Annotated in this window: 17 protein-coding genes; 16 read left to right on the top strand and 1 reads right to left on the bottom strand. The window is 70.3% G+C overall.

Features of this window, described 5'->3' with window-relative positions:
• The first annotated feature begins 93 nt into the window (after positions 1–93).
• From T336_RS0116145 to T336_RS0116080, 14 genes are all read left to right on the top strand, one after another.
• Positions 94–1,371 (top strand): C4-dicarboxylate transporter DctA, encoded by a 1,278-nt coding sequence (locus tag T336_RS0116145; protein WP_026433335.1) that lies wholly within the window; start codon positions 94–96, stop codon positions 1,369–1,371.
• Between the two features lie 98 nt (positions 1,372–1,469).
• Positions 1,470–3,305 carry a methyl-accepting chemotaxis protein gene (locus T336_RS0116140; protein ID WP_026433334.1) on the top strand — a complete coding sequence of 612 codons (1,836 nt, stop codon included), beginning with the start codon at positions 1,470–1,472 and terminating at the stop codon, positions 3,303–3,305.
• Between the two features lie 28 nt (positions 3,306–3,333).
• Entirely contained in the window at positions 3,334–4,029 is a 696-nt protein-coding gene (locus tag T336_RS0116135; RefSeq protein WP_026433333.1) for a GntR family transcriptional regulator, read from the top strand.
• A 153-nt stretch (positions 4,030–4,182) separates the two neighbouring features.
• Complete coding sequence (locus tag T336_RS0116130) at positions 4,183–5,709, top strand: NCS1 family nucleobase:cation symporter-1 (RefSeq protein ID WP_026433332.1); 1,527 nt, start codon at positions 4,183–4,185, stop codon at positions 5,707–5,709.
• A 26-nt stretch (positions 5,710–5,735) separates the two neighbouring features.
• A complete protein-coding gene (locus T336_RS0116125; RefSeq protein ID WP_026433331.1) occupies positions 5,736–6,521 on the top strand; it encodes an aspartate/glutamate racemase family protein in 786 nt (261 codons plus the stop codon).
• Positions 6,522–6,555: 34 nt separating this feature from the next.
• Positions 6,556–7,392, top strand: coding sequence for a GntR family transcriptional regulator (locus tag T336_RS0116120; RefSeq protein WP_026433330.1), 837 nt, complete (start codon positions 6,556–6,558; stop codon positions 7,390–7,392).
• 101 nt (positions 7,393–7,493) lie between these two features.
• Positions 7,494–8,990, top strand: coding sequence for a nucleobase:cation symporter-2 family protein (locus T336_RS0116115; RefSeq protein WP_026433329.1), 1,497 nt, complete (start codon positions 7,494–7,496; stop codon positions 8,988–8,990).
• A 153-nt stretch (positions 8,991–9,143) separates the two neighbouring features.
• The gene (locus tag T336_RS0116110; RefSeq protein WP_026433328.1) at positions 9,144–11,444 is read left to right on the top strand and encodes an NADP-dependent malic enzyme; all 2,301 of its coding nucleotides are present in this window, start codon (positions 9,144–9,146) and stop codon (positions 11,442–11,444) included.
• A 79-nt stretch (positions 11,445–11,523) separates the two neighbouring features.
• Positions 11,524–12,051, top strand: a complete 528-nt coding sequence (locus tag T336_RS0116105) for a nucleoside deaminase (RefSeq protein ID WP_026433327.1) — start codon at positions 11,524–11,526, stop codon at positions 12,049–12,051.
• Between the two features lie 127 nt (positions 12,052–12,178).
• Positions 12,179–13,219: an ABC transporter substrate-binding protein gene (locus T336_RS0116100; protein WP_026433326.1), complete on the top strand. Its 1,041-nt coding sequence runs from the start codon at positions 12,179–12,181 to the stop codon at positions 13,217–13,219.
• Positions 13,220–13,338: 119 nt separating this feature from the next.
• Positions 13,339–14,163 (top strand): ABC transporter ATP-binding protein, encoded by an 825-nt coding sequence (locus T336_RS0116095; RefSeq protein ID WP_019703588.1) that lies wholly within the window; start codon positions 13,339–13,341, stop codon positions 14,161–14,163.
• Entirely contained in the window at positions 14,160–14,936 is a 777-nt protein-coding gene (locus T336_RS0116090) for an ABC transporter permease (RefSeq protein WP_019703587.1), read from the top strand. The genes T336_RS0116095 and T336_RS0116090 overlap by 4 nt, the downstream gene beginning before the upstream one ends.
• 49 nt (positions 14,937–14,985) lie before the next feature.
• Positions 14,986–15,222 (top strand): GNAT family N-acetyltransferase, encoded by a 237-nt coding sequence (locus T336_RS25280; protein ID WP_019703586.1) that lies wholly within the window; start codon positions 14,986–14,988, stop codon positions 15,220–15,222.
• Positions 15,223–15,231: 9 nt separating this feature from the next.
• Positions 15,232–15,984, top strand: a complete 753-nt coding sequence (locus tag T336_RS0116080; RefSeq protein WP_026433325.1) for an AAA family ATPase — start codon at positions 15,232–15,234, stop codon at positions 15,982–15,984.
• On the opposite strand, the gene T336_RS0116075 is transcribed toward T336_RS0116080, so the two are convergent.
• On the bottom strand, positions 15,929–19,156 hold the full coding sequence (locus T336_RS0116075) for a hypothetical protein (protein WP_026433324.1): 3,228 nt from the start codon (positions 19,154–19,156) through the stop codon (positions 15,929–15,931). The genes T336_RS0116080 and T336_RS0116075 overlap by 56 nt on opposite strands.
• Before the next feature lie 198 nt (positions 19,157–19,354).
• Here T336_RS0116075 and T336_RS0116070 point away from each other — a divergent pair, with 198 nt between their 5' ends.
• Entirely contained in the window at positions 19,355–20,134 is a 780-nt protein-coding gene (locus T336_RS0116070; protein ID WP_019703583.1) for an SDR family NAD(P)-dependent oxidoreductase, read from the top strand.
• Positions 20,135–20,211: 77 nt separating this feature from the next.
• Positions 20,212–21,024: a 2-oxo-tetronate isomerase gene (gene otnI, locus T336_RS0116065; protein WP_026433323.1), complete on the top strand. Its 813-nt coding sequence runs from the start codon at positions 20,212–20,214 to the stop codon at positions 21,022–21,024.
• Positions 21,025–21,041 lie beyond the last annotated feature (17 nt).

The following is a 21,041-nucleotide window of genomic DNA, read 5'->3' as shown; positions in this document are numbered from 1 at the left end:
TACCCCCAGCGTGCCCAGCCATTTCCTGTCTACATTTTTTGTATGCAAGTTCAGCGCACAAGTTGACGCGTGCGCCTCTCCAGGAAATCCTCGATGCACTTTCTCTTCCGCACCCTGTTCGGCCGCGTCGTGCTGGCCCTCGTGGCCGGCATCGCCGCGGGCCTCCTGTGGCCACATTGGGCCGTGCAGCTCAAGCCCCTGGGCGACGGGTTCATCAAGCTCATCAAGATGCTGATCCCGCTGGTGGTGTTCTGCGTGGTGGTGCACGGCATCGCCGGCACGGGGGACCTCAAGCGCGTGGGCCGGGTGGGCATCAAGTCGCTGATCTACTTCGAGGTGGTCACCACCGTCGCGCTGGCCCTGGGCCTGGTGCTGGCCTTCGTGTTCGAGCCCGGCGTGGGCATGAACGTGGACCCGCGCGCGCTGGACGCCTCGGCGCTCAGTGCCTATACGGACACGGCGAACAAGCTCTCGGGCGGCGGCTTCAGCGACTTCCTGCTCAAGCTCATCCCCACCACCGCGGTGAGCGCCTTCTCCACCGGCGACGTGCTGCAGGTGCTGCTGTTCTCGATCGTCTTCGGCTGCGCCCTGGCGCTGGTCGGCGAGCGCGGCGCCCGCGTGGCCGGGCTCATCGAGGATTTCTCGGTGGTGCTGTTCCGCGCCATGGGCCTCATCATCCAGCTCGCGCCCCTGGGCGTGCTGGGCGCCATCGCCTTCACCGTGGGCAAGTACGGTGTCGGCTCGCTCAAGCAGCTCGGCATGCTGGTGGGGCTGTTCTACCTGGCCGTCGCGCTGTTCGTGGTGGTCGTGCTCGGGCTCATCATGCGCTTCTCGGGTTTCAGCCTGTTCAAGCTGCTGCGCTACCTGCGCGAGGAACTGGCCGTTGTGTTCGCCACCACCTCGTCGGACAGCGTGCTGCCGCAGATCATGGCCAAGCTCAAGCACATGGGCGTGCGCGACTCGACCGTGGGGCTGGTCATTCCCACCGGCTACTCGTTCAACCTGGACGCGTTCTCCATCTACATCACGCTCGCGGCCGTGTTCATCGCCCAGGCCACCAACACGCCCATCAGCATGACCGACCTGCTGACCATCCTCGCGATCTCGCTCGTCACCTCCAAGGGCGCGCACGGCGTGCCGGGCTCGGCCATCGTGGTGCTGGCGGCCACGCTGCACGCGATCCCGGCCATTCCCGCCATCGGCCTGGTGCTGGTGCTCTCGGTGGACTGGTTCATGGGCATCGCCCGGGCGCTGGGCAACCTGGTGGGCAACTGCGTGGCGACGGTCGCCATCGCTGCCTGGGAAGGCGACATCGACCGGGAGCGCGCCCGGGCCGTGCTGGACGGCGAGGACGTGCCCCCGGTGGCTTGAACGGCCGGGCCGCATTTTTGCAACAGTCCGGCGCATTCCGTAAACAAAAGAAACCTTCTGCGGTGTAATCGAAGCGCTTTTCTGCCCGAAGGTTTCCCATGCTCCAGACACTGCGCTCCAAGATCCTGTTCATCAGTACCGCCACGGTCGTGTGCGCGCTGGCGGTCACCGGGGCTGCCACCTACACCATCACCCGCGCGAGCACGTTCGAGACCATCGAGCAGGACCTGAACGCGATCGCCGCCGGCAACGCCATGGCGGTGGACCAGTGGGTGGCCGCCAAGGGAACGGCCGTGCAGGCGACGGCGGCGGCCATCGAGCACGGCGACCCGCAAGGCTACGTGCCGCTGATGGGCAAGGCCAACGGCTTCCCCATCACCACCGTCGGGTGGGAGGACAAGACCTTCTTCTCCACCACCAAGACGGCCCCGGGATACGACCCCACGGCCCGCCCCTGGTACAAGAGCGCCGTGCAGGCCGGCAAGCTGGCCGTCACCAAGCCCTACGGCGACTCGACCACCGGCGTGCCCTACGTGGCCTTCGTGGCGCCCATGCTGCGCGGCGGCAAGCTCGAGGGCGTGCTGAGCGGCGCGGTGCCGCTCGACGGGGTGCGCGAGGTGGTCTCGGCCATCCGCCCCACGCCCGGCAGCTTCGGTTTCGTGGTCAACAGCGACGGGCAGGTCATCGCGCATGCCGACGCCAAGCTGGCGCTCAAGCCGGTCACCGAGATTTCTTCCGTGCTGACGCCGGCCACCATGGCGTCCCTGGCCACGTCGGACAAGCCGCTCGAGGTCGAGATGGGCGGCGCCGCCAAGCTGCTCAAGGGCCGTGCCGTGCACGGCACGGACTGGACGCTGATCGTGGCGCTGGACAAGGCCGAGGCCACGGCCGGCCTGCGCAGCGTGCTGCACACCCTGGCCATCGCGATCGTGCTGCTGGCCCTGGCCGCGGCCGGCGTCGCCGCCCTGCTCACCGCCACCTCCTTCCGCCGGCTCTCGCAGGTGCGCGACGCCATGGACCGCATCGGCTCCGGCGGCGGCGACCTGACCCAGCGCCTGCCCGTGTCCGGCCGCGACGAGGTGGCCCAGATCGCCTCCTCGTTCAATGCCTTCGTCGAACAGATCGGCACGGTGCTCAAGGACGTGCGCCACGGCGTGGAATCGATGAAGACGGCCACGGACGAGATTCGCGCCGGCAACCAGGACCTCTCCAACCGCACCGAGGGCTCGGCGAGCGCGCTGCAGGAAACCTCCGCGTCGCTGTCGCAGCTCACCGGCACCCTGCAGCAGTCGGCCGAATCCGCCGCGCAGGCCACGCGCCTGGCGAACGCCGCGAGCGCCTCCGCCCTGAAGGGCGGCGAGGTGGTGGCCAGCGCCGTCCACACCATGGACGACATCTCCAGGGCCTCGTCCAAGATCGGCGAGATCATCGGCGTGATCGACTCCATCGCCTTCCAGACCAACATCCTGGCACTGAACGCGGCGGTGGAGGCCGCGCGGGCCGGCGAGCAGGGCCGCGGCTTCGCCGTCGTGGCCGGCGAGGTGCGCAGCCTGGCACAGCGCAGCGCGGAGGCCGCCAAGGAAATCAAGTCGCTGATCGACGCCTCGGGCGCCAGCGTGCTCACCGGCACCGAGCGCGTGCGCGCGGCCGGCGAGACCATGGGCGAGATCGTGGACGGCATCCAGCGCGTCACCCAGATCATCGGCGAGATCAACGGCTCCATGGCCGAGCAGAGCTCGGGCATCGCGCAGATCAACCAGGCTGTCGCCGAGATGGACCGCGCCACGCAGCAGAACGCGGCACTGGTGGAGGAATCCACCGCCGCCTCCGGCGTGCTCAACGACCAGGCGCACCACCTGTCGCGCACCGTGGCGGGCTTCACGCTCGACGAGCACTCCGCGCCGGGCTCCCACGCACTGGCCCTGCCGCGCTGAGCGCGGCCGGCCTCCCCCGACGGCACCGATGGGCATCAGCCAGAGCCAGATCGCACAGCAGGTCGTCGAGTCCATCCTGGCACAGAAGCTCGCGCCCGGCGAGCGACTCGGCGAGCAGGACCTGGCCGACCTGTTCGGCGTGAGCCGCACCATGGTGCGGGAAGCGCTGATGCAGCTGCAGGCGCGGGGTTTCGTCGAGGTGCAGGCACGGCGCGGCTGGTACGTGGTGGAGCCGTCGGTGGAGGATGCGCGCGACGCCTTCTCCGCGCGCCGCATCATCGAATCCGGCATCCTGGCCGACGCGGGCCGCCCGCTGCAGCAGACGGTGGTGCCGCGCCTGCGCGCGCACATCGACGAGGAGCGGCGCGCGATCGAAGGCGCGGATGCCGCGACGCGCGCCTTCCTGCTGGCGGACTTCCACGTCTGCCTGGCCGAGGCGCTGGGCCACCGCACGCTCAGCGACCTGCTGCGCGACCTCACGGCCCGCACCACGCTGGCCGCATCGCTCTACCAGTCGCAGCACGGCGCCAGCCAGTCCTGCGAGGAACACGCGGCCATCGTCGAGGCCCTGGAGGACGGGGACACCGCCCTGGCCCGGGAGCGGATGCTGGCGCACATCGGCCACGTGGAAGACGCGCTCGACCCGGGCCAGCCCCTGGTGCGCGACCGGCTGCGCGAATCGCTCGCCCCCCTGGCCGCCGCGGCCCGGCCCGCGGCGGACTGACAGCCCTCCTCCACCCATCTCCTGCACCCTGCACCGCCCGCTGGCAACCGGGTAAGCACCGAGCCGCATGTGCTCTTCGGGCCTTTGAATGCATCCATTTTTTGTATACAAACTCGCATGCATTCCGGGAAGCCAATACAAGGAGAAAACCCCATGCAATCCGCCACCAGCCCGGCGGGCACCGCAGGCCACGCCGCGGTCGCCCAGCCCGCCACGTCCACGACCGCGTCCGCGGCACCTGCCTCGCCCCACGCCGGCAACGCGCTCATCAAGCCCGGCTATGACCCGCGGCTGACCAACGAGGACCTCGCCCCGCTCAGGAAACAGACCTGGGGCCAGTACAACATCTTCGCGTTCTGGATGTCCGACGTGCACAGCGTGGGCGGCTACGTCACCGCCGGCAGCCTGTTCGCGCTGGGCCTGTCCAGCTGGCACGTGCTGGCGGCGCTGCTGATCGGCATCGTCATCGTGCAGTTCTTCTGCAACCTGGTGGCCAAGCCCAGCCAGGTGACGGGCGTGCCCTACCCCGTGATCTGCCGCGCCTCGTTCGGCGTGCTGGGCGCCAACATCCCGGCCATCATCCGCGGGCTGATCGCGGTGGCCTGGTACGGCATCCAGACCTACCTCGCCTCCAGCGCCTTCATGATCCTGGCGCTGCATTTCTACCCCTCGCTCGACGCCTATGCCGACGTCACGCGGCATGGCTTCGCGGGCCTGTCCACGCTGGGCTGGGTGTCGTTCATGGTCATGTGGGTGCTGCAGGCGCTGGTGTTCTGGCACGGCATGGAGGCCATCCGCCGCTTCATCGACTGGGCCGGCCCGGGCGTCTACGTGGTGATGGCCATCCTCTGCGGCTGGCTGGTCTGGAAGGCCGGCTGGAAGAACATCGACCTGAACCTGGGCGGCGTGCGCTTCCAGGGCTGGGACGCGGTGCCGGTGATGCTCTCGGCCATCGCGCTGGTGGTGAGCTACTTCAGCGGGCCGATGCTCAACTTCGGCGATTTCTCGCGCTATGGCAAGAGCTTCGACGCAGTGAAGAAGGGCAACTTCTGGGGCCTGCCGGTCAACTTCGTCTTCTTCTCGCTGCTCACCGTGGTCACCACCGCCGCCACGCTGCCCGTCTTCGGCGAGCTCATCACCGACCCGGTCCACACCGTGGGCCGCATCGACTCCACCACCGCCGTGGTGCTGGGCGCGCTCACCTTCATGATCGCCACCGTGGGCATCAACATCGTGGCCAATTTCGTGTCGCCCGCGTTCGACTTCTCCAACGTGGCGCCGCAGCACATCAGCTGGCGCACGGGCGGCATGATCGCCGCCGTGGGCTCGATCTTCATCACGCCCTGGAACCTCTACAACAACCCGCAGGTCATCCACTACACGCTGGACATCCTGGGCTCGTTCATCGGCCCGCTGTTCGGCATCCTGATCGCCGACTACTACTTCGTGCGCCGCCAGCAGGTGGTGGTCGATGACCTCTACACCATGGACACGCAGGGCCGCTACTGGTACCAGGGCGGCTACAACCCCCGCGCCGTGATGACCATGGTGCCGGCCGCGCTGGTGCCCATCCTGTGCGTGGTCGTGCCCGGCTGGCGCGGCGCCGCCAGCTATGCCTGGTTCATCGGCATGGGCCTGGGCCTGGTCATCTACCTGGCATTGAACCGGAAACAGAACTGAAACCCGAGAAAGCACCTGCAGCACCCATGCGCATCAAGATCATCAATCCCAACACCACCTGGAGCATGACCGAGAAGATCGGGGCCTGCGCGCGCGCCGTGGCACGGCCGGGCACCGAGATCATCGCCGTCAGCCCCGCCATGGGCCCCGCGTCCATCGAGAGCCATTACGACGAGGCACTGGCCGTGCCCGGCCTGCTGCAGGAGATCGCCCGCGGCGAGGAGGACGGCGTGGATGGCTACGTGATCGCCTGCTTCGGCGATCCCGGCCTGAAGGCCGCGCGCGAACTGGCCCGCGGCCCGGTGGTGGCCATCGCCGAGGCCGCCATGCACCTGGCGAGCATGGTGGGCACGCGCTTCTCGGTGGTGACCACACTGGGCCGCACCATGGGGCAGGCCTGGCACCTGGCCGAGATCTACGGCATGGAGCGCTTCTGCGCCAACGTGCGCGCCTGCGAGCTGCCGGTGCTGGAGCTGGAAGTGCCCGGCTCCGACGCCCGCGAACGCATCACGCAAGAGTGCCGGCGCGCGCTGGCCGAGGACGGCTGCGACGCCATCGTGCTGGGCTGCGCCGGCATGGCCGACCTGTGCGAGCACATCGGCGGCGTGCTGGGCGTGCCGGTGATCGACGGCGTGGCTGCCGCCACGACGCTGGTCGAATCGCTGGTGGCGCTGCGACTGTCCACCAGCAAGCACGGCGAGCTGGCCCGGCCGCTGCCCAAGGCCATGGCCGGGGCGCTCGCAGGCTTCGCGCTGGGCGAGGCTCCCGCGGCCGCGGCACCGCCCCCCGTGCCGGCACTGCGGCGCGCCTGACCGCGGCGGCGCCGCTTGCCGCGACAATCCCGCCATGCCCCGCGCCGCCCCCACTTCCGCTCCCGCCGCCCCACCCGCGCCCCACCGCACAGCCATTGCCGCGCCCGCACCGGCACGCAAGGCGCGGGCGCCCCGCCCCCCCGCACCGGCGCAGCGCGCGGACGCACCCGCAGCACCCGCCACGCCGGAAGCCGCGCAGGTCTCCATCGAAGGCATTGCGCGCGACCTGGCGACCGCCATCGTCGAGAAGCGCCTGCCGCCCGGCACCTGGCTGCGCGAGGAAGCGCTGGGGCGCATCTATTCCGTGAGCCGCACCAAGGTGCGCGCCGCGCTGGTCATGCTGGCCAAGGACCGGCTGATCGAGACCATTCCCGACAAGGGCTCGTTCGTGAGCCGGCCCAGCGTGCAGGAGGCACGCGAGGTCTTCGCCGTGCGCCGCATCCTGGAGAGCGAGGTCGTGCGGCTGTTCGTGGCCCGGGCGAAGCGGGCCGACTACCAGCTGCTGGAGCAGCACATCCGCTTCGAGCGCACGGCGCTCAAGGCCGGCCCCGCCACCGGCAGCGTGCAGGAGAAGCTGCTGGGCGACTTCCACGTCGCGCTCGCCGAGGCCGCGGGCAACCGCACGCTCGCCCAGCTGGTGCAGGAGATGGTGGCGCGCAGCTCCCTCATCGCCATGCTCTACCACTCGTCCAACGACGCGCACTGCTCCTCCGGGGAGCATGCCGAGTTCCTGCGCGTGTGCCGCAGCGGAGATGCCGAAGCGGCCGTCGCCTGCATGGTGGACCACCTCGACCGCATCGAGGCCAGCCTGGAGCTGGACAGCGAGCGCGCCGACCGGCAGCTGGACCTGGTGAAGGCCCTGCTGGCCTGACAGCGCCCGCGCGGGTTTTCCATCGTGGCGGCAGGCACCGGAATTGCATACATTTTTTCCATACAGCCGTGTATGCAGTCCAGCCGCCGAGGATCCCCGCCATGCCTTCCCACCCCACAGAAATCCATCCCGTGGACCAGCGCCTGCCCGCCGGCCAGCTCGCCGCTCTGGGCCTGCAGCACGTGTTGGTCATGTACGCCGGCGCGGTCGCCGTGCCGCTCATCATCGGCCGGGCGCTCAACCTCACGCCCGACCTCGTGGCCAAGCTCATCTCGGCCGACCTGTTCTGCTGCGGCCTGGTCACGCTGATCCAGGCGCTGGGCGCCACCCGCTGGTTCGGCGTGCAGCTGCCGGTGATGATGGGCGTGACCTTCGCGGCGGTGGCGCCCATGGTGTCCATGGCGCAGGCCACCGCCGGGCCTGCGGGCGCGGGGCTGATCTTCGGGTCGGTGATCGGCGCGGGCGTGGTCTCCATCCTGATCGCCCCGCTCATCAGCCGCATGCTGCGCTTCTTCCCGCCGGTGGTGACGGGCACCATCATCGCGGTCATCGGCATCAGCCTGATGCGCGTGGGCATCAACTGGATCTTCGGCAACCCGGTGGGCCCCACCGCGCCCACCGTGGTCAACCCCGACCACGTCAAATGGCTGGCCGAGGCCCAGGCAGCGGCCGGCGCGCCGGGCTCCTCGCTGCCGCCCGTTCCCAAGGGCTTCGCCGTGGTGCCCACGGTGCCCAACCCGCGCTACGGCGATCTCACGGGCGTGGGCATCTCGGCGCTGGTGCTGCTGTCCATCCTGCTCATCGCCAAGTTCGCGCGCGGCTTCGTCGCCAACATCTCGGTGCTGCTGGGCATCTGCATCGGCGGCGTGGCGGCCACCGCCATGGGCCTGATGGGCTTCGAGAAGGTGGCCAGGGCGCAGTGGTTCGACCTGGTCCTGCCCTTCGAGATCGCGGCGCCCATTTTCGACCCGGTGCTGATCCTCACCATGACGCTGGTCATGGTGGTCGTGATGATCGAATCCACCGGCATGTTCCTCGCGCTCGGCGAGATGACCGGCAGGAAGGTGGACCAGGCGGCGCTGACGCGCGGCCTGCGCACCGACGGGCTGGGCACGCTGATCGGGGGCCTGTTCAACACGTTCCCCTACACCAGCTTCTCGCAGAACGTGGGCCTGGTGGCCGTGACCGGCGTCAAGAGCCGCTTCGTCTGCGTCGCCGGCGGCCTGATCCTCATCCTGCTGGGCCTGGTGCCCAAGATGGCGGCGCTGGTCGAATCGCTGCCCACCGTGGTGCTGGGCGGCGCGGGCCTGGTGATGTTCGGCATGGTGGCGGCGACCGGCATCCGCATCCTGGGCGCGGTGGATTTCAAGGCCAACCGCTTCAACGCCATGATCGTGGCGGTTTCCATCGGCGTGGGCATGGTGCCGCTGGTGGCGCCCAACTTCCGCCAGTGGATGCCGCATGCCATCCACCCGCTGATCGAATCCGGTATCCTGCTGGCCTCGATCACCGCCGTGCTCCTGAACGTCTTCTTCAATGGCACCAGCCGCGACACCTCCGCGGCCGTGGATGCCGCCCGGCAGGCCGAAGCGCACTGAGCCCGGCCTGCCCCGGCACAGCCCCGCTCCGCATCCGGCGCGGGCATTCGTTCCCCATGCACATATGGCATGGGTCCAGGCCACGCTGGCGCGGGCCCGGCGGTTAAGCTCGATAGGCATTGCCCCTGCGCCTTTTTTTCCGGAAGTCCCCGTATGACCAAGCCACTCTCCGCCGCGGAAGCGGCACTGCGCGAAGCAGCGCTCGAATACCACCGCAACCCCAGCCGCGGCAAGATCGCCGTCACGCCGACCAAGCCCCTGTCGAACCAGCGCGACCTCTCCCTGGCGTACTCGCCCGGCGTGGCCTATCCGTGCCTGGACATCCAGGCCGACCCGTCGCTCGCTTTCGACTACACCTCCCGCGGCAACCTGGTGGGCGTGATCACCAACGGCACGGCCGTGCTGGGCCTGGGCGACATCGGCCCGCTGGCCGGCAAGCCGGTGATGGAAGGCAAGGGCTGCCTCTTCAAGAAGTTCGCGGGCGTCGATGTGTTCGACATCGAGCTGGCCGAGCGCGACCCGGACAAGATCATCGAGATCGTCGCGGCGCTGGAGCCCACGCTGGGCGGCATCAACCTGGAAGACATCAAGGCGCCCGAGTGCTTCTACATCGAGCGTGAGCTTTCCAAGCGCATGAACATCCCGGTGTTCCATGACGACCAACACGGCACGGCCATCATCTCCAGCGCTGCCCTGCTGAACGGCCTGGAACTGGTGGGCAAGGACATCGGCGCCGTGAAGGTGGCCGTGTCGGGCGCAGGCGCCGCCGCCATCGCGTGCCTGGACGTCATGGTCGGCCTGGGCGTGAAGCGCGAGCACATCTTCGTGTGCGACTCCAAGGGCGTGATCTACGAAGGCCGCGGCCCGCTGGACGAATCCAAGGCCCGCTATGCGCAGAAGACCGAGGCCCGCACCCTGGCCGACGTGGTCAACGGCGCCGACGTGTTCCTGGGCTGCTCCACCGCCGGCACGCTCACGGCCGACATGGTCAAGACCATGGCGGACAAGCCCATCATCCTGGCGCTGGCCAACCCCGAGCCGGAGATCCGGCCCGAACTGGCCAAGGCCGTGCGCCCGGACTGCATCATCGCCACGGGCCGTTCGGACTATCCGAACCAGGTCAACAACGTGCTGTGCTTCCCCTACATCTTCCGCGGCGCGCTCGATTGCGGCGCCACGAAGATCACGCAGGAGATGAAGCTCGCCTGCGTGCGCGAGATCGCCGACCTCGCCAAGGCCGAGATGAGCGACGAGGTGGCCGCCGCCTACGCGGGCCAGGAACTCTCCTTCGGCCCGGACTACCTCATCCCCACGCCGTTCGACGTGCGCCTGATCCTGCGCATCGCGCCCGCCGTGGCACGCGCGGCCGAGGCCTCGGGCGTGGCCACCCGCCCGATCCAGGACTACGACGCCTACCGCGACAGCCTCACGCGCTTCGTCTACCAGACCAGCATGTTCATGCGCCCGGTCTTCGCCGCCGCCAAGGCCAGCCTGCAGCGCGTGGCCTATGCCGAGGGCGAGGACGAGCGCGTGCTGCGTGCCGCGCAGGTCGCGGTCGATGACGGCCTGGCCAGGCCCATCCTGATCGGCCGCCCCGCCGTGATCGAGATGCGGATCAAGAAGGCCGGCCTGCGCATCCAGCTCGGCAAGGACGTGGAGGTCTGCAACCCCGAGGACGATCCGCGCTTCCGCCAGTACTGGGAGGCCTACCACCGCCTGATGGGCCGCGACGGCATCACGCCCGAGGCCGCCAAGGCCGCCGTGCGCCGCTCCAACACGCTCATCGGCGCGCTGATGGTGCGACTGGGCGACGCGGACGCGCTGCTGTGCGGCCTGTTCGGCCGCTTCGACCACCACCTGGAGCACGTGCGCACGGTGATCGGCCTGAAGGACGGTGCCGCCGGCCTCGCGACGGTGAACGCCCTCACGCTGGACCAGCACACGCTGTTCATCGCCGACACCTACATCCACGAGGATCCGAGCGCCGAGCAGCTCGCGCACATCGCGCAGATGGCGGCCGAGGAAGTGCAGCGCTTCGGCCTGCCGCCCAAGGTGGCCTTCCTCTCCCACTCCAACTACGGCTCGTCCACGCGCCCCTCGGCCCGCAAGATGCGCGCGGCGCGCGACCTGTTCGCGAAGGCCGCGCCCCACATCGAGAGCGATGGCGAGCTGCACGGCGACGCGGCCCTGTCGGAGAAGATCCGCCAGACCGCGCTGGAGGACAGCACCCTTACCGGTTCGGCCAACGTGCTGATCTGCCCGAACCTCGACGCGGCGAACATCCTGTTCAACGTGCTCAAGACCACGGGCAGCCACGGCACCACCATCGGCCCGATCCTGCTCGGCGCCGCCGCTTCGGCCCATGTGCTCACGCCCTCCTCCACCGTGCGCCGCGTGGTCAACATGACGGCACTGGCCGCCGCCAACGCCGCGGCCTCCAAAGCCCAGCGCTGAAGCGCCCTGCACGCCGCCCGCTGCCCGCCACCCGGGCGCGGGCCGGCCATCGGTACGCGGCTTGCATGCGGCCTGCACCATGCCCGATCCCGTACCCCCTTTTCCTCCCCGTTCCCCTGCCGCAGCCCCGCTGACGCCGGAGCGCATCGCCCGCCACCTCCTGCGGGCCGATGCCGTGGCGCGCCGCGCGATGGAGGCCGGCCGCCATCCCTTCGGCGCGCTGCTGGTCGCGCCGGACGGCGACACCGTGCTCGCCGAGCAGGGCAACATCGACACCGTGAACCACGCCGAATCCACGCTCGCGCGCGAGGCCGCGGCGCGCTGGCCCGCCGGCATCCTGCGCGGCTGCACCCTCGTCACCACCTTCGAGCCCTGCGCCATGTGCGCGGGCACCATCTACTGGGCCGGCATCGGGCGCGTGCTCTACGGGGCCGAGGAAACCGCGCTGCGCGCCCTCACGGGCGACCACCCCGAGAACCCCACGCTGGACCTGCCCTGCCGCGAGGTGTTCGCGCGCGGCCAGCGCCCGGTGCAGGTGACCGGCCCCATCCCCGAACTGCGCGACGCACTCGTCGCCACGCACCGCGGCTTCTGGGAACGCCGCTGAGCCCCTGGCAGGTGTGAAAACCGCACCATGCTGGTGCAATCCATGCATACCGGGCCCGGCAGCCAGTGGCGGACAGGCATCGATCTTGCTGATACTCCCGGTATCGATCGACACGAATGGAGACCCCATGACCAAGCGTTCCTTCCTGCAGTCCGCCCTGCTGCTCGCCGCATCGGGCCTGCTGGTGCCCGCCGCGCAGGCCCAGTCCGGCGCGCCCACCCCCATCAAGTTCCAGCTCGACTGGCGCTTCGAGGGGCCTGCGGCCTTCTTCCTGCTGCCGACGGCCAAGGGCTACTTCAAGGAAGCGGGCCTGAACGTGTCGGTGGACGCCGGCAACGGCTCGGGCGGCGCGGTGCAGCGCGTGGCCTCGGGCTCGTACGACATCGGCTTCGCCGACCTGGCCGCGGTGATGGAATTCCACGGCAACAACCCCGACGCGCAGAACAAGCCCGTGGCCGTGATGATGGTCTACAACAACACGCCCGCATCGGTCATGGCGCTGAAGAAAAGCGGCATCACCAGGCCCGCCGACCTGAACGGCAAAAAGCTGGGCGCGCCGGTGTTCGACGCCGGGCGCCGCGCCTTCCCGATCTTCGCCAAGGCCAACCAGATCGCCGGCGTGCAATGGACCGCCATGGACCCGCCCCTGCGCGAGACCATGCTGGTGCGCGGCGACGTGGACGCGATCACCGGCTTCACCTTCACCTCCCTGCTGAACCTGGAGGCGCGCGGCGCCAAGGCGTCGGACGTGGTCGTGCTGCCCTATGCCGACTACGGCGTGAAGCTGTATGGCAACGCCATCATCGCGAGCCCGAAGATCCTCAAGGAGAACCCCGGGGCGGTGAAGGCCTTCCTGAAGGCCTTCGCCCGCGGAGCGAAGGAGGTGATCGCCAACCCCGGCGCCGCCATCGCCTACGTGAAGGAGCGCGACGGCATCGTGAACACCGCGCTCGAGACGCGGCGGCTGCAGCTGGCCATCGACACGGTGATCAACAGCCCGGATGCGCGCGCCGAGGGCTTCGGCCAGGTGAAGCCCCAGCGGCTCGCGCTGATGGCTTCGCAGGTTTCGGACGCCTACAACACCAAGACGCGCGTCGATCCCGCCACCGTGTGGAATGGCAGCTTCCTGCCGGCGGCCGCCGAGCTGAACATCCTGCCGAAGAAGTAGGCCTTCCTGCCCGGCCCGGCACCCTTGCCGTGCCACGCGCCCGCGTGGCAGGAGGGTGTTCGCCGCCGCCGTCCCCCACCGGACTGCGGCACACCTCCCCCCTTCCAGGACTTTTTTCCATGCAGGCCACAGAAACCTATTTCGTGGATTTCCGCGACGTCTGGCTCGCCTACAACGAAGAGCTGCTGCGCGCCAACCACTTCGCGGTGGAAGCCATCGACCTGCAGGTGCGGCGCGGCGAATTCATCGCGATCGTCGGGCCGTCGGGCTGCGGCAAGTCCACCTTCATGAAGCTGGCCACCGGCCTGCGCATGCCCTCCATGGGCAAGATCCGCATCGCCGGCGAGCCGGTGACCGGGCCGCTGAAGATCTCGGGCATGGCCTTCCAGGCGCCTTCGCTGCTGCCCTGGCGCACCACGGTCGCCAACGTGCTGCTGCCGCTGGAGATCGTCGAGCCGCACCGCTCGCAGTTCAAGGCCCGCCGCAAGGAGTACGAGGCACGCGCCCGCGCCCTGCTACAAAAAGTGGGCCTGGCGGGCTACGAGGACAAGTACCCCTGGCAGCTCTCGGGCGGCATGCAGCAGCGCGCCAGCATCTGCCGCGCGCTCATCCACGAGCCGCAGATGCTGCTGCTCGACGAGCCCTTCGGCGCGCTCGACGCGTTCACGCGCGAGGAGCTCTGGTGCATCCTGCGCGACCTGCAGGCCGAGCAGCAGTTCAACGTCATCCTCGTCACGCACGACCTGCGCGAGAGCGTGTTCCTCGCGGACACGGTCTATGTGATGAGCAAGAGCCCGGGCCGCTTCGTCGTGCGCCGCGACATCGAGCTGCCTCGGCCGCGCGACCTGGAACTGACCTACACCAAGGAATTCACCGACATCGTGCTGGAGCTGCGCGGCCACATCGGGGCGTTGCGCAAGGCCGGCGGGGAGATCACGCAATGAACGCACAGCACCGCAAGCGCGTCGAGCGCTGGTCGCCCTGGGTCCTGCTCTTCGCGGTGATCGTGCTCTGGCAGGTCGTCTGCTCGGGCCTGGGCGTCTCGGAATTCATCTTCCCCAGCCCGCTGGCCATCTGGAACCAGCTGGTGGAGTTCAAGTGGATCATCGCGGGCCACGCATGGCGCACCTTCTGGGTCACCATGGCGGGCTTCGGCATCGCCATCGTGGTGGGCGTGCTGCTGGGCTTCGTGATCGGCTCCTCGCGCCTGGCCTATGCCGCCATCTACCCGCTCATGACCGCCTTCAACGCGCTGCCCAAGGCCGCGTTCGTGCCCATCCTGGTGGTGTGGTTCGGCATCGGCGCGGGGCCGGCCATCCTCACCGCCTTCCTGATCAGCTTCTTCCCCATCATGGTCAACATCGCCACGGGCCTGGCCACGCTGGAGCCCGAGCTGGAGGACGTGCTGCGCGTGCTGGGCGCGCGCCGCTGGGACGTGCTCACCAAGGTCGGCCTGCCGCGCTCGCTGCCCTACTTCTACGGCTCGCTGAAAGTGGCCATCACGCTCGCCTTCGTGGGCACCACGGTGAGCGAGATGACCGCCGCCAACGAGGGCATCGGCTACCTGCTGATCTCCGCCGGCTCGTCCATGCAGATGGGCCTGGCCTTCGCGGGCCTGATGGTGGTGGGTGCGATGGCGATGGTGATGTACGAGCTTTTCAGCGTGCTGGAGAAGCACACCACGGGCTGGGCGCGGCGGGGATCGCAGGGCGAGTGAGGGCCCGCGGGCCCGGGCCTGGCGCCATGCGCCGCCCTACAATTTCCGCATGCCCACCTACCGCGAAGCCACCGAAGCCGACCTCCACGCGATCTGCGCGCTCGGCGAGGAAGTGAATGCGGTCCACCACGCGGCCTTCCCCGGCATCTTCGCAGGCCCGGGCGACCCGGACCGGGACGCAGCGCACTGGCGCAGCAGCATCGGCCGGGAAGACGCCACGACCTTCGTCGCCGAGTCCCGGGACGGGCTGGTCGGCTTCGTCACCGTCAGCATCACCCAGGCCTAGGGAACGGACATGCCCCGCCGCACCCAACCCCACCTGCTGCGCGCCAGCTTTCGCCCCGATGCCGAAATCGACGAGAGCACCTACCCCTACAGCATCCCGGCCGTCGCGCAGATGGACCAGATCGACTTCCATCCCAGCGTCACCTTCTTCGTCGGAGAGAACGGCGCGGGCAAATCGACCGTGCTGGAAGCGCTGGCCCTCGGCATGGGATTCGGGCAGGAAGGCGGCACGCGGTCCGTGCGGCTGCAGACGACGCTGCAGCGACCATCCGTCTCGCCGCTGCACGGCGACCTGCGGCTGGCCCGCATCGCGCCCATTCCGAAAGACGGCTACTTCCTGCGGGCCGAGAGCTTCTTCAACGTGGCGACCTACATGGACGACATGCCCGGCCACAACGGCTACGGCCACCGGAAGCTGCACGCCCAGTCGCACGGCGAATCGTTCATGAGCGTGCTGACGCAGAAGCTGCGCGGCAACGGCCTCTACTTCCTCGACGAGCCCGAAGCCGCCCTGTCGCCCAGCCGCCAGCTGGCGGCGCTGTGCGCCATCCACCAGCTGGTCGAGGACCATTCGCAACTCGTCATCGCCACGCACTCGCCGATCCTGCTGTCGTACCCGCACGCGAAGATCATCCTGTTCGACGGCACGGGCGTGAGCGAAGTGGCCTTCGAGGACACCGAGCATTTCGAGGTCACGCGGGACTTCCTCAACCACTACCCGCGGCGCCTGGAGCAATTGCTGGCGGACCCTCCGGACGGGTAGGCACCTGTACCGGTGCAGGCGCAGGCCGCCGGGCCGGCACGTCGATGCGGTTGTCGATGTGGGACGCCTCGGCCGCCTTCAGGCTGGCCCACTGCACCACCAGATCGATGCCGCGCGTCTGCTGGACCATGTGGCGCTCATAGGAGCGCAGCGAATAGGGCTGCACCGCGGCCGGATCCGTCCACTGGGATTCGATCCGGGCGGCCAGCGCCTGCGCCGCGTCCGGCGGACCGCCCGGGTGCTGGGCGCAGAGCTGCAGGGCCGAGCGGTAGGCATCGTCCCGCTGGCGCATGGCGGGCGTCACCGTGGAGCGCGCCGCGAAGCTGTGGATCGGCGCCGCATGCTGCCGGACGGCCTGCAGCAGCGCATCCAGCCGGGGCCGCTCGATGCCGGCATCGACCCAGGCGGCGGCCTGCGGCTCCATCGCCTCGAGGAAGGCCTCCACGTTCTGGTATTCGGTTTCGACGAACGAGAGTGGATGCAGGCGCCCTGCTTCATAGACGGCCTCCCGGCGGCGCGACAGGCCGGAGAAGACATTCTCCGCAGCCGCGCCGGCCTGGAGCGCCGCGACCGAGAGGTCCACGCCGCCGGACGCGGCGGTGGCCGACGCGAGCGACGTTCCGAAGCCGGCGGACACCCTGGCCGCCACCCCGGCCTTGGTCTGGTGCCCTTCGATCGAGCGCTCGACACGCATGTGGCCCGTCGCGTCGGCATAGTGCTTCGTGACGTTGCGCTGGGCCTCGACGAATCCGCCGACGCTGCCGCTGAGCTTGGCGCCCCAGCGGCCGGCAGACGCCGCGGCATCCACGCCCAGCGCATGGCGCCGCCGGCCGTCGCCGGCCCGGCCGATGCGGTTCACCGTGAGCTCGGGAAACGCCTGCAGCAGGCGCTGCAGCAGCGGCGGCCCGTCGCCCGGGTCCGCGCCGCCGTGGCATCCGTCGAGCAGCGCATCCACCAGGGCAGAGAACTCGGCCCGCAGTTCCGGGACGGGCCGGCCGACGCGCGGCAGGCGCAGCGAAATGCCGCTCACGTCGGCGCGCTCGCTGCCGTAGAGCACGGTGTCCACGTTGACGCCTGCCTTGGCGATGCCAATGTCCGGCCCCACGAAGGCACCGACGCCCACCTGCCGGGCCGCCTGGCGCTGGGTGCCGAGCACGATCTCCATGTCGTAGGGCGGCATCGCGATCTCGAAGATCGCCTGCCGGCCGCGCTGCACCCTGCCGTCGATCCGTCCACGCAGGAAGAAGGCGCTCGCGATGGCGCTGACCGACGACGTGATCTGCCGCAGCCCCACGCCCACGAGGCCCCCGCTGCTGAGCCGCAGGCGGCTCGATCCTTCGAGGCGCGCGATGATTTCCTTGAGCGCCGTGCGCACGGTTTCGCGATCGACCACCGGCAGGCGGGTGCCGCGCCCCACCACCTCCTCGCGCGCCTGCGCCAGCGCCGCGGAGACGGCGCGCAAGTCATCCGGCCCGTCCCCGGCCACCTGCGTGGCGGCGCCCGCCACCGCGCGGGCCTCGTCGAGCCACTGCCCCATGGTCCGTGCGTCGAAGCGCAGGGTGGCCAATGCCTGCAGCGCGGGCGCACCGGCCAGCCGGTGGGCGAGGCCCGCACGCCCGTCCGCATCCAGGCCCGGCGACAGCATGGCGGCCAGGCGCCCGGCGATGTCGCGCTGGGCTGCGGCGTCGAAGCCCTCCCGTTCGAGCGGCCCCGGTGCCGGGGTCTGCAGGCAGTGCGCCAGGACTGCGGCCCGCAGCAGCGCCTCGGGCACCTGCCCCGGACCCGGCGTGCGCATGCCCAAAGCCGCCTCGGCCAGGTGCGCCTGCAGGCTCCCGGCAGCCTCGCGCAGTGCGGCTTCGCGGGCGCGGCGATGGCGCGCGATGGCCGGCCCCCGTTCCACGCCCTGCGTGCCATGCCGCAGGGCCGTGAAAGGTGTCTTGCCGACCAGGGGGTTGCGCGGCAGCCTGCCCCGCTGCGGCGCAGCGCGCTCGATCCAGCGCCCCGTTTTTTCGAGGCGTGCATCGATCGCGGCAAAGTCCGATCCGGGCCCGGTCTCGAACAGGTCGTTGCGCACGGCCGCCAGCGCCCACCGGTGGGGCGCGGCAGCCTGCACGTCGCCGGCCATCCTGGCGGCAGCACAGGCAATCGCCCGGCCCGGCACGCTATCCCGTGCCCCGGCCCGGGCCAGCAGCGCGGCGGGGTCCGCGCCCTCGGCCAATCCCCCGGCCGGCCCCGCGGCGGTTTCGGGCAAGGTCTCCGGGGAGGTGTCCGCCAGGGCGGCCGCCGCCTTCAGCAACAGCGCGAAATCCTGGCGCTGCGCGGTCTCCACCGGAACGGCGACCACGGCCTGCAGCACGTCCTGCCCCATGGGCGTGGCGGCCAGCGCGGCAGCCACCCGCCATGCCGCCTGCCTGGCCGCGGCGGCGCGGGCCACCCCGTCCGCTTCCGCACCGGCGGACGCATGCCGCGGCGTGGAGAGGTCCGGTCCATCGGCCTCCAGGGAGGGCCAGGCCATCCCGTATTCCGAGCCATCCTCGCTGCCCTCCAGGGATTCCGCGGGCGTGCCATACACCGATCCGGCATCACTTTCCAAAGCGCCGGCCTGCCGCTGCCGCCAGGCCGTCGCCACCTCGCGGGCCGGGTCCATCCCCTGCAGCACGGCGAGTGCTTCCAGGGCCCTGGCGGCATCCCCTCCGGTGGCCGCGGCGATCGCCTGGGCCAGCAGCACGCGCGGCGCCCCGGGCAGGCCCGGAATCGGCGCCATGCGCGACACATCCACGTGCGACAGGGCGTCGGCGAGGTCCGCCACCACGCCGAAGCGGCTGTCCGTGCGGCTGAACAGCGAACGGACGCACCTTGACATGTCGGGCTGCGCCTGCTCCATCGCATCGAGCAGGACATGGGACGCCGCCGCACCGCGCGGCGCACCTGCCGTACCGCCATGGGCGGCATGGGCGGCATGGGCGGCATTTGCCGCAGCGGCCGGCACCGCGCCGCGCGGGGGGCGGGCGGAATCCGCCCGCGGCGGGCGCAGCGGCCGCCTGGCCGGAGCATCCAGCGGCCGCACGGCGGTGCTGGCCAGTGACGGCATGCGCTGCGTCTGGCCCGCCGGCGTATCGAAGGTGACTCGGGAGATACCGAAGCAGCGGGTAAGTTTGCCGAGCAGGGACATGTGCCCCATCCTGTCGGCTCGCCCCCGCCACGCCCACCGGAGGCGCGAAGCAATCCGCGGAAACCCGACTCCGCAGTGCGCACGGGGGCGGCAGGCATTGCCGGCGCACGCGGGGCCGGGGCGCCGGACTACGCGGAGGCCCTTGCACCATCCCTACAGTGGCGGGATCTCCATCGGCTCTTCAGGAAAGGCAATCCCATGGTCCCAGGACGTCTCGCAGGCCGCAAGGCCCTCGTCACCGGCAGCACACAGGGCATTGGCGCAGCAATCGCGCTGCGGCTCGCGCAGGACGGTGCCGACGTCGTTCTCAACGGCCGCAATCCCGACGGCGCGCCCGGCGGGCTCATCGAATGCATCGCCGCGCTCGGGCGCCGCGCGGTGTACGTGGCCGCGGACCTGAGCCGCGGCGCCGCTGAAGCGGGCCGGCTGGTGGACGAGGCCGCGCAGGCGCTCGGCGGGCTGGACATCCTGGTGAACAACGCGGGCGTGGAGCGCCGCGCCGACTTCTGGGACGTGACCGAGGAAGACTACGACCTCGTGATGGACACCAACGTGAAGGGCCTGTTCTTCGCCACGCAGGCCTTCGTGCGGCACCTGCGCACGCGCAAGGACGGGGGCGCCATCGTCAACATCAGCTCGGTGCACGAGGAGATCGCCTTCCCGCATTTCGCCTCGTACTGCGCGAGCAAGGGCGCGCTGCGCATGCTGGCGCGCAACCTCGCGAGCGAGCTCGCCCCGCTGGGCATCCGCATCAACAACGTCGCGCCGGGCGCCATCGCCACCCCGATCAATGCGCAACTGATGGACAACCCCGAGCAGATGCGCGCGCTCAATGCGCAGATCCCCCTGGGCCGCATGGGCCAGCCCGAGGACGTGGCCGGGCTGGTGGCCTTCCTGGCGGGAGACGAGGCCCGCTACATCACGGGCGGCACCCACTTCGTGGACGGCGGCTTGACGTACCACTACGCCGAGCAATAGCACCGGGCCAGGGCACCGGGCAAGGGGACGGGGGCGGCCCGGCACAATGGCGCACCGCCGTCCAGCCCCGCCGTCCAATGCCCCGCTTCGCCGCCAACCTGTCCATGCTCTATCCGGAGATGGAGTTCACCGACCGCTTCGCCGCCGCGGCCCGGGATGGCTTCCGCGGGGTCGAGTACCTGTTCCCCTATGCCCATCCGGCCGACCGGCTGGCCACCCTGCTGCACCGCCATGGGCTGCAGCAGGTGCTGTTCAACGCCCCGCCGGGCGATTGGGAGGCCGGCGAACGCGGCCTGGCCTGCCTGCCGGGCCGGGAGGCGGAGTTCCGCGACGGCATCGCGCAGGCCATCGCCTATGCCCGGGCCCTGGCCTGCCCGCGCATCCACGTGATGGCCGGCATCGCGCCAGAAGGCACGGACCCCGCGGCCCTGCACGCCACCTACGCCGCCAACCTGCGCGGCGCGGCGGCCCTGGCGGCTCCGCACGGCATCACGCTGATGATCGAGCCCATCAACGGCCGCGACATGCCCGGCTATTTCCTGCAGCGGCAGGACGCGGCGCACGCCTGGGTCGAAGCGTTCGGCAGCCCGCACGTGCAGGTGCAGATGGACCTCTACCACTGCCAGGTGGCCGAAGGCGACGTGGCCACGAAGCTGCGCCGCTACCTGCCCACGGGCCGCGTGGGCCACCTGCAGGTCGCCGGCGTGCCGGAACGCCACGAACCCGACGTGGGCGAACTGCACTACCCCTATCTTTTCCGGCTTGTCGATGCGCTGGGATATGCCGGCTGGATCGGCTGCGAATACCGCCCTGCGCGCGGCGCGGAAGCGGGTGGCACCCGCGCGGGGCTGGAGTGGATGGCGCCCTGGCGCGCGGCGCGGCCGGAGTGATGGCGGCCATGGCGCCA

It is taken from the genome of Paracidovorax oryzae ATCC 19882, assembly GCF_000687165.1.
In the GTDB taxonomy this organism is placed as follows: domain Bacteria; phylum Pseudomonadota; class Gammaproteobacteria; order Burkholderiales; family Burkholderiaceae_C; genus Paracidovorax; species Paracidovorax oryzae.
The sequence above is the reverse complement of the archived record's forward strand: the minus strand, read 5'-3'. Positions and strand labels throughout refer to the sequence as shown.